Source organism: Curtobacterium sp. P97 (genome assembly GCF_023712445.1).
Classification (GTDB): domain Bacteria; phylum Actinomycetota; class Actinomycetes; order Actinomycetales; family Microbacteriaceae; genus Curtobacterium.
This window is the reverse complement of sequence record NZ_JAMAYF010000244.1, coordinates 1-252: the sequence shown is the minus strand read 5'-3', so window position 1 is coordinate 252 and position 252 is coordinate 1. Positions and strand designations below refer to the sequence as shown.

The 252-nt window shown below is 72.6% G+C and carries 1 pseudogene; it reads left to right on the top strand.

The annotated features are described in order from the left end of the window. Positions 1-252 (top strand): annotated as a pseudogene (locus M3677_RS17845) (VOC family protein); the annotation flags it as partial.

The window sequence follows — 252 nt, the reverse complement described above, 5'->3', positions numbered from 1 at the left end:
ATGCACACGCAGGACCTCCTCGCCGCGGACACCGGGATGGGCGCCGTCACGCTCCGGGTCGCCGACCTCGACACGATGGTCGCCTACTACCGCGACGGCGTCGGCCTGACGGTGCTGACGAACGCGGCGGGACCGCCGTGCTCGGTCGTGGGTCGACGCCGATCGTCGTCCTCGAGCACGCCCCCGCGATGCGGCACGCCGCTCCGCACGAGGCCGGGCTCTTCCACACCGCGATCCTGTTCGACACGCAGG